Consider the following 1,092-nt stretch of genomic DNA (forward strand, 5'->3'; position numbering starts at 1 on the left):
CTTGGTCACCACCTGATCATCCGGGTCGACCGAGGCCACCACATCGTCCCAATTATAGACCTGATTACCGCCGGCGAAGTTGGGACGGTTGATAGTGATTTTGCGGGTCTTGCGATTGAAGCGCACCACGATATGACGCTGGACCAGGCATTCCATGCGGAATATCCAGAAGAGGTAAATAAATGCTGCAAGCATCAAAAGCCAGCCAACAAACAAAATAACAAAAGCCACATAATCAGAAGCTACTACCGCCCTACCAGTATTCAAGGTGAAGCCGTCAAAGAGCCCTGTTCCCATTGGAATTAGGAAACTAAAAGGGAACCCTACAACACCAAGCAATAATGGAAACAATCCCAGTAACACCCCCCCGCCACTCATCAAAAAATGTTCTGACATCCATATAGATATCATTCATTCTGTAGATGGATCGTGCATCGGCGGGCGCGTCGCTGACCTGCCGCTCCTGCATATCCCGATACTGCTCACCGTACTTCTCGGTCGCCTTCTCGAACTCTTTCATATCACCCTCGAACCCGGTGATATCCTTCTTGCTCGCCGTCAACGTCCGGCGCATCAGCCACTCAACGAAATACATCAGGTCACATCCTGTAAGGCCTGGTGAAAGGCACCGACTTCTGCCGCATAGTCAGCGTAATAGTCGGGATGACTTTCTGTCGTAAAGGCGCAGCGTTTACACCATTCTTCAAGTTTATCATCGCCAAATATCCATAACCCGATCGTCAAAATAACCCCGACCCAAGAGGCCAAAGCAAACCCCGTCAAGAGCACCCCGCGCACCGCAGAGGAGGCGAGCGTGCGAGCCAATGGCGCCAATAGGGAAGCCAAACGTCGCGCGAGAGCAGTTTTCCCTTGCTGCGCAATGCGGGATAAATAAGCGGTCGACGATGCCAACGTTATTGCCGTGCCCAAGACTGCTATCCCCACATTAGCTATAAATCTCACACCATAGAAAGCCACAAGTAGATTATTATCCTTTTTATACTGAGTCGTAGCCTCTAAATAATCATCAACCGCCCCAAACAACGCCCCCACCGAGGCCAGCATGCCGCCCCAGAACGAGAAGCCACCCAG

General features: G+C 51.2%; 2 protein-coding genes. Both read right to left on the minus strand.

Going from position 1 to position 1,092, the window contains the following annotated elements; all coding sequences use genetic code 11:
• Window positions 1–310: 310 nt before the first annotated feature.
• Complete coding sequence (locus L1073_RS17085) at window positions 311–595, minus strand: hypothetical protein (RefSeq protein ID WP_246901429.1); 285 nt, start codon at window positions 593–595, stop codon at window positions 311–313.
• Window positions 595–1,092 (minus strand): hypothetical protein (locus L1073_RS17090; RefSeq protein ID WP_246901431.1); only part of this gene is annotated, 498 nt, incomplete at its 5' end. The genes L1073_RS17090 and L1073_RS17085, both read right to left, overlap by 1 nt.

It is taken from the genome of Chromohalobacter nigrandesensis (assembly GCF_023061285.1).
In the GTDB taxonomy this organism is placed as follows: domain Bacteria; phylum Pseudomonadota; class Gammaproteobacteria; order Pseudomonadales; family Halomonadaceae; genus Chromohalobacter; species Chromohalobacter nigrandesensis.

Bases quoted from the DNA above. Each gene is read 5' to 3' on its own strand.
- L1073_RS17085 (WP_246901429.1), bottom strand. From the start codon at position 595: ATGTATTTCGTTGAGTGGCTGATGCGCCGGACGTTGACGGCGAGCAAG.